The 1144-nt window shown below is 61.8% G+C and carries 1 protein-coding gene and 1 pseudogene; both read right to left on the reverse strand.

What is annotated here, in order from left to right; genetic code table 11:
* The coding region (locus L901_RS22870; RefSeq protein WP_059760490.1) for an ABC transporter ATP-binding protein at positions 1 to 935 on the reverse strand (935 nt) is incomplete at its 3' end.
* Between the two features lie 12 nt (positions 936 to 947).
* Positions 948 to 1144: pseudogene (locus L901_RS22875) on the reverse strand (carbohydrate ABC transporter permease); the annotation flags it as partial.

Genomic DNA, 1144 nt, shown 5'->3' on the forward strand with positions numbered 1-1144 from the left:
GTATCGCCGTGTTTGCATTCGAACTCACCGTCCGTGCGGGCGGTAATCGGTCCGATACCATCGACCTCGAGATGCAGGAAGGTATCCGATCCGAGATGTTCGGCGACGGTGACCTTGCCCTGCCACAGCCCGCTTTCCTTCGACAGCACCAGATGCTCCGGCCGCACACCGGCGGTGGTGGCGCCCTTTTGGCGGGCGTAATCGCCGGTCACCAGGTTCATGCGCGGCGAGCCGATGAAGCCGGCGACGAAGAGGTTGGCGGGGGAGCGGTAAAGCTCCATCGGCGAGCCGACCTGCTCGATATTGCCGCGGTTGAGCACCACGATCTTGTCGGCCATGGTCATGGCTTCCACCTGATCGTGGGTGACATAGATCATCGTGGTCTTCAGCGTGTTGTGCAGCTCGGAGATTTCCAGCCGCATGGTGCCGCGCAGCGCCGCATCGAGGTTGGAGAGCGGTTCGTCGAACAGGAAGGCGGAGGGTTCGCGCACGATGGCGCGGCCGATGGCGACACGCTGGCGCTGGCCGCCCGACAGCTGCGAGGGCCGGCGTTCGAGATAATCGGTGAGGTTCAGCACCCGGGCGGCGTCTTCCACCTTTTTATCGATGATCGCCTTGTCGAGCTTGGCCATCTTCAGCGGGAAGGCGATGTTGTTCCTGACACTCATATGCGGATAAAGCGCATAGGACTGGAACACCATGGCAAGGCCGCGCTCGGCCGGGGCCTTTTCGGTGACATCCTTGCCGTCGATGACGATCTTTCCGCCGGAGACGTCTTCCAGCCCGGCAATCAGCCGCAGCAGCGTGGACTTGCCGCAGCCGGAGGGACCGACGAAGACGACGAACTCGCCGTCGTTGATATCGAGATCGATCGACGGGATGACTTTCGCCTCACCGAAGAGCTTGGACACGTTCTGAAGGGAAATGCTGCCCATGTTTGTCGTTCCTTATTTCACGGCGCCAAAGGTCAGGCCACGCACGAGTTGTTTCTGCGAGAACCAGCCGATGACGAGAATGGGGGCGATCGCCATCATCGAGGCGGCCGAGAGTTTTGCCCAGAACAGCCCCTGTGGGCTTGAGAAGGACGCGATGAAGGCCGTCAGCGGGGCTGCATTGGTGGTCGTCAGCCGGATGGTCCAGAAGG

The sequence above is a fragment of the Agrobacterium sp. D14 genome (assembly GCF_001526505.1).
Taxonomy (GTDB): domain Bacteria; phylum Pseudomonadota; class Alphaproteobacteria; order Rhizobiales; family Rhizobiaceae; genus Agrobacterium; species Agrobacterium leguminum.